Genomic DNA, 5949 nt, shown 5'->3' on the forward strand with positions numbered 1-5949 from the left:
CTAAATCACCCAAAAAGCTATTTCTAAGGCAAAATTTAACATCTTCCAGACATCGTGCTTCCTTTGCCAATAATGTTAAGGAATATTTCGCCAACAGCATCATTTAGCTGAACAGTACCCAGCCGAGTTTGTGCGTTGGCTACTTGGAGTAGAGGTGCAACAAATTGAAGTCTTAAAAACGGAACTCACGCTTGAACCAATTCGCGCGGATTCTGTGACATTTTTGCAAGCGGCTAACCAAATTTTGCACATTGAATTTCAAACTTTGACGAAATCTAATCCGGCGCTTAATTTCCGAATGCTCGATTATTCTGTGAGGTTGAAGCGCCAATACCGTTGTCCTGTAGTGCAAGTGCTAATCTTTTTGCAAGAAACTACTAACGAAATGGCTTTTACTGAAGAATATCGGGACAACACGACGATTTACCAATATCAAGTTGTTCGTCTTTGGGAGCAAGATTCAACACTATTTTTAGCTAATCCGGCGCTGTTACCTTTAGCAAGTTTGACGCGAACTGACTCGCCGCAAACTTTACTGGCACAAGTGGCTGAACAAGTCGCTACAATTCCAGATAGGGAGGAGCGACAAAATATCGCGGGTTGTGTAGAAATTCTGGCAGGTTTACGGTTTGACAAGGATTTGGTTCGGCAATTTTTACGGGAGGATATTATGAAAGAGTCTGTAATTTATCAAGATATCGTTCAAAAGGAAGCGTTTAAATTGATTAGTCGTCAGCTTAAACGACGCTTTGGTGAGATTGATGAATCATTCGTTGAGCAGGTTCGGAATTTATCTGCTGAACAGTTAGAAAACTTGGGAGAGGCTTTGTTGGATTTTTCGGAAGTTGCTGATTTAGTAGCTTGGTTAGAACAGCAATAGAGGAATTAATAAAGCTGCATCATATTTTAGAGATTGATGCTGCAAGTAATTTACCGCTTTTATCTTGAGCTTGCAATTTTTGAATAATATGCTCAATAATACTATTCAAATCCTTCCGGCGGCGCATAGAGCGTTTCGGGTCAAGTTGGCCATGTTTCAATAATTCTCTGACCTGTTCTCCTAGCTCAGTTAAGTAAAGCTTCAATTGTTCTTCACCCTGTTCGCGTAAAATTTGCCTACATTCTGTTAGCAGAATATCGCCATTTTCAAGAGTTTTACTAGCATCTGACTGCTTTGGTGTTGCTTCGGACAATTTTTTACTTTTTTGAGCGTTTAAACTGTTAGTTAGACATTTTTCTACAGCCTTGGCAAGTTTGGGATCAGATTCTACAACTTCTGCGATCGCTCTTAATAAATCTGCAATTTGTGATGCTTCCATTATCTACCTACTCTCTGTATAAATTCTTTAGTTAATTTCACCATAGATGTTAGATTTAACTGGACTTATTGGACGAGCAATGAGCGTTTCTTATCTCCCGCGTGAAGGCTTGGGATATGAACAGCTTATTGATAGGTTTCAATAATTATATCAGCGCTTTTGTGATGAAAGTGGTTTTGTCTATATGGTTTATTGCACTAGCGTCCACCTTGGCGAAAAACAATGATAAATTGCAAGTAAAGTATGAAAGAATGCATTATTAAATAAATATAAGATATCTGAAGTTTAATATTGAATTTATAAATGACCTGCAATTCACAAATAGCAGAAGGGTGGCATGGCAAACTTGATTTAGTCTATGCCGATCGCAAAGGCACAACTCAATTAATTTACAATCACCAACAAGCGCCCCTGAAGGTACAACGCCCATTTTATCCAGAAGGAGAAAAAGTTTGTCATAGCGTCATTTTACATACAGCCGGGGGAGTTGTAGGAGGCGATCGCTTATCCTCTAACATCCATCTCCAACCCCAAACCCAAGCTTTAATCACTACAGCTGCTGCAAGCAAGATATACCGCAGTAATGGCTTACAAGCTAGACAAACCATCCAAATGCAAGTTGACGCTGGTGCTTGTTTAGAATGGTTGCCGCAAGAGACAATTTTATTTAACGACGCGATTTATCGGCAAGATTTACGAGTAGAATTAGCAACCGGGGGCAGTTGGTTAGGCTGGGAAATTACTCGATTTGGTCGCAGTGCTAGAGGAGAAAAATTCTTGCAGGGGGAATGGCGATCGCACACCGAAATTTGGCAAGAAGGTATTCCGTTGTGGATTGATCGGCAATGGTTACGGGGTAGCGAAGAAATTTTTCACAGTCCCCACGGTTTGGCTGGAAAACCAATCGTAGGTAGTCTAGTTTGGGTTGGTGACGCAGTTTCAGGAGAAATTGTTAAAAAAACGCGAAATTTATGGAATGGGGAAGGAGAAGCCGGTGTTAGTCGGTTACAACATGGATTATTGTGTCGATATCGCGGTGCTTCTACATCTGAAGTGAGAAACTGGTTTATTGATGTTTGGCAGATGCTGCGAGTTTCTTTTTTGAATCGTGGTAATTGTATACCAAGAGTGTGGCAGGTTTAAACAAACCACGAAGGCGCGAAGGACGCGTTCACAAAGTGTCTCGAAGAGAAGGAAGAGGTAAGAATGCAACTTACACCCCAGGAAAAAGATAAGCTATTAATTTTCACAGCTGCTTTATTAGCAGAAAGACGGAAAGGAAGGGGTTTAAAACTGAATTATCCCGAAGCGATCGCTTATATTTCTGCTGCCATTTTAGAAGGTGCAAGGGATGGGCAAACTGTAGCTGAATTGATGAGTTACGGTACAACTCTATTGACGCGGGATGATGTCATGGAAGGAATACCAGAAATGGTGCATGAAGTGCAGGTAGAAGCTACTTTTCCTGATGGCACAAAGTTAGTGACAGTACATAATCCAATTCGTTAATTTTTAATTTTTGAATTTATTATGATTCCTGGGGAAATTATCACACCAGCAGGTGAAATAGAACTAAATGTTGGTCGTCCAGCTGTAAAATTGCAAGTGTCAAATACAGGCGATCGCCCTATACAAGTCGGTTCCCATTATCACTTTTATGAAGTCAACACCGCCTTAAACTTTGACAGAGAACAAGCGCGAGGAATGCGCCTCGATATCCCCGCCGGAACCGCAGTTCGCTTTGAACCAGGCGACGAAAAAGAAATAACTCTAGTCCCCTTAGTTGGTACTCGCCAAGTCTACGGCTTCAACGCCAAAATTAACGGAAACCTCTAAAAACCCTCCGCAAACCTCTGCGCTTCCCTCAGCGTCCCTTTGCGTTAAAAAAAGGATTTTATTTATATGCCTTACAGAATGGATCGCCGCGCCTACGCCGAAACCTACGGCCCAACAGTAGGCGATCGCATCCGACTTGCAGACACTGAATTATTTATAGAAGTTGAACAAGATTTCACGACTTACGGCGATGAAGTAAAATTCGGCGGCGGAAAAGTTATTAGAGACGGAATGGGACAATCCCCAATTTCTAATACCAAAGGTGCTGTAGATTTAGTAATTACTAATGCCTTAATTCTCGATTGGTGGGGTATTGTCAAAGCGGATATTGGCATTAAAGATGGCAAGATTTTCAAAATTGGTAAAGCCGGAAATCCTTATATTCAAGACAATGTAGATATTATTATTGGCCCCGGAACTGAAGCCTTAGCTGGTGAAGGAATGATTCTCACTGCTGGTGGTATTGATGCCCATATTCATTTTATTTGTCCCCAACAAATTGAAGTTGCGATCGCTTCTGGAATTACCACTATGCTTGGCGGCGGTACTGGCCCAGCTACAGGTACAAATGCCACTACCTGCACCCCCGGCCCTTGGAATATTTACCGAATGCTGCAAGCTGCTGATGCTTTTCCCGTCAACTTAGGATTTATGGGTAAAGGTAACGCCAGTCAACCCCAAGGACTTGTAGAACAAGTAGCCGCCGGTGCAATGGGGTTAAAACTTCATGAAGACTGGGGAACCACACCCGCAGCAATTGATACTTGCCTTCGCGTTGCCGATGAATATGATGTGCAAGTAGCTATTCATACTGATACCCTGAACGAAGCCGGATTTGTCGAAGATACGATCGCAGCTTTCAAGAATCGTACCATCCACACCTACCACACCGAAGGCGCAGGCGGAGGACATGCACCAGATATCATCAAAGTTTGCAGCCTAGCTAATGTTCTGCCATCTTCCACCAATCCCACACGTCCTTACACCCTCAACACCTTAGATGAACATCTGGATATGTTGATGGTGTGCCATCACCTTGATCCTGCGATCGCCGAAGATGTCGCTTTTGCCGAATCTCGCATCCGTCGGGAAACCATTGCTGCTGAAGACATTTTGCACGACTTAGGCGCATTTAGCATGATTTCTTCCGACTCGCAGGCGATGGGAAGGGTAGGTGAAGTGATAATTCGCACCTGGCAGACATCTCACAAAATGAAGGTGCAACGGGGAACTCTTAACCCACAAGGAAGTGAGCAAAAAGCAGACAATTTTCGGGCGAAAAGATATGTTGCTAAGTATACTATTAACCCAGCGATCGCTCACGGAATTGCTGAATATGTGGGTTCAGTGGAAGAAGGAAAATTAGCAGATTTATGTTTGTGGCGTGCTGCATTTTTTGGCGTGAAACCAGAGATAGTCATTAAAGGCGGAATGATTGCATGGTCGCAAATGGGCGATGCTAACGCCAGTATTCCCACACCGCAACCAGTGTATATGCGACCGATGTTTGGTAGTTTTGCAGGGGCGCGTCATGCTACATCATTAACTTTTGTTTCCCAAGCAGCTTTAGAGAACGAAATTCCCAGCCAGCTAGGTTTACAAAAGGTAGCAGTTGCAGTTTCTGGGACACGCCAATTGAGTAAGCAGGATATGAAGCTGAATGATGCACTACCCCACATAGAAGTAGATCCAGAAACATATCAAGTCAGAGCTGATGGTGAGTTGCTTATTTGTGAACCTGCAACAGTTTTACCAATGGCACAGAGGTACTTTTTGTTTTAGAGTTACGATCAAATAGTTAAACGTTGCATCTGATGTAGAAAATCATGCTACCTTTTAAGAAAAAAATAGTGACTGATGAAGCGATGCGTCCGGTAGCGGTGTTGATTGATTATCAGGACTGGCAGCACATTGAGAAGATATTAGAAGCTCATCAATCACAAAAAAAACAAGAGTTTAATTTAAACCAGTATGCTGGTGTAATTCAACTAACTCAAGACCCGTTAGAATATCAGCAGCAAATTAGGGATGAGTGGTGTTGACACAACCTTTAGTTTTGTTAGATACAAACATAGTCTTGTATTTTTTTGGTGGTCGCTTGCTAAATCCACTACCATCAGGACAATATTTTATTTCAGTGATTACTGAGATTGAATTGCTCTCTTATCCGAGTCTCAATTTAAAAGAAGAAACACAAATTATTGATTTTTTAAATAAAATTACAATCATTGGTATTGATAGTAATATTAAAAATTTCACAATTACATTTCGCAAACAATACAAACTCAAGCTTCCTGACGCAATAATTGCAACAACTGCAAAATCTATAAATGCAATATTGTTTACGAATGATGTAAGATTGGCTAATTTAACAGAAATTAACACTCAGGCAGTGCAAATTGTGTAATGTGAGCGATCGCTTGTTCTGTGGTGAGAGTGCCGATCGCAATTCCTTCCACAGCAGAATTCCAGCAAGTTTTGAAGTGAGAGCGCAAGAAGTTTAGGAGCCATAATTCAATTAGCTTGTGGCTATCTGTTAAAAAAGTAAGTAAAGTAGTTTTTAAAATGCATTTCATTTATATAAATTTTTAGGTAAACATTTTTTTCGGAGAAGTTTACCTAAAAATACTATCTAAAAAACTATGGCTCTTCAGTACTTTTTATGCCAAACTAATAAATAAAATGCCAATTTAATAAGCATCTGACTCTAAAATTTTCAAAGCTTCTAAATCCATAACCAGAACGTTTAATCAGTTTAAGCTTGTTATTAATTCCCTCAACCATGCCACTATTT

General features: G+C 41.0%; 10 protein-coding genes. 7 read left to right on the forward strand and 3 right to left on the reverse strand.

The features are described from left to right. The first annotated feature begins 154 nt into the window (after positions 1-154). Positions 155-880: a DUF4351 domain-containing protein gene (locus H6G26_RS37380; RefSeq protein ID WP_347242580.1), complete on the forward strand. Its 726-nt coding sequence runs from the start codon at positions 155-157 to the stop codon at positions 878-880. A gap of 19 nt (positions 881-899) precedes the next feature. Here H6G26_RS37380 and H6G26_RS37385 read toward each other — a convergent pair whose 3' ends face one another. Then, a complete protein-coding gene (locus H6G26_RS37385; protein WP_190736630.1) occupies positions 900-1319 on the reverse strand; it encodes a hypothetical protein in 420 nt (139 codons plus the stop codon). 303 nt (positions 1320-1622) lie between these two features. Between H6G26_RS37385 and H6G26_RS37390 the strand changes: the two genes are divergently transcribed. The 6 genes from H6G26_RS37390 (at position 1623) to H6G26_RS37415 (ending at position 5562) form a co-directional block, all read left to right on the forward strand. Next, a complete protein-coding gene (locus H6G26_RS37390; protein ID WP_190736632.1) occupies positions 1623-2462 on the forward strand; it encodes an urease accessory protein UreD in 840 nt (279 codons plus the stop codon). Positions 2463-2525: 63 nt separating this feature from the next. After that, entirely contained in the window at positions 2526-2828 is a 303-nt protein-coding gene (ureA, locus tag H6G26_RS37395) for an urease subunit gamma (RefSeq protein WP_190736634.1), read from the forward strand. A 21-nt stretch (positions 2829-2849) separates the two neighbouring features. Then, entirely contained in the window at positions 2850-3155 is a 306-nt protein-coding gene (locus tag H6G26_RS37400; protein ID WP_190736642.1) for an urease subunit beta, read from the forward strand. A gap of 66 nt (positions 3156-3221) precedes the next feature. Continuing rightward, positions 3222-4937 carry an urease subunit alpha gene (gene ureC, locus H6G26_RS37405; RefSeq protein ID WP_190736644.1) on the forward strand — a complete coding sequence of 572 codons (1716 nt, stop codon included), beginning with the start codon at positions 3222-3224 and terminating at the stop codon, positions 4935-4937. Positions 4938-4981: 44 nt separating this feature from the next. After that, positions 4982-5197, forward strand: a complete 216-nt coding sequence (locus H6G26_RS37410) for a hypothetical protein (protein ID WP_190736646.1) — start codon at positions 4982-4984, stop codon at positions 5195-5197. Continuing rightward, entirely contained in the window at positions 5191-5562 is a 372-nt protein-coding gene (locus H6G26_RS37415) for a type II toxin-antitoxin system VapC family toxin (protein WP_347242581.1), read from the forward strand. The genes H6G26_RS37410 and H6G26_RS37415 overlap by 7 nt, the downstream gene beginning before the upstream one ends. On the opposite strand, the gene H6G26_RS37420 is transcribed toward H6G26_RS37415, so the two are convergent. Then, positions 5534-5731, reverse strand: coding sequence for a hypothetical protein (locus H6G26_RS37420; protein ID WP_190736650.1), 198 nt, complete (start codon positions 5729-5731; stop codon positions 5534-5536). The genes H6G26_RS37415 and H6G26_RS37420 overlap by 29 nt on opposite strands. A 94-nt stretch (positions 5732-5825) precedes the next feature. Then, on the reverse strand, positions 5826-5949 hold a 124-nt coding region (locus H6G26_RS37425), incomplete at its 5' end, for a transposase (protein ID WP_190736656.1).

The organism is Nostoc sp. FACHB-888 (genome assembly GCF_014696655.1).
In the GTDB taxonomy this organism is placed as follows: domain Bacteria; phylum Cyanobacteriota; class Cyanobacteriia; order Cyanobacteriales; family Nostocaceae; genus Nostoc.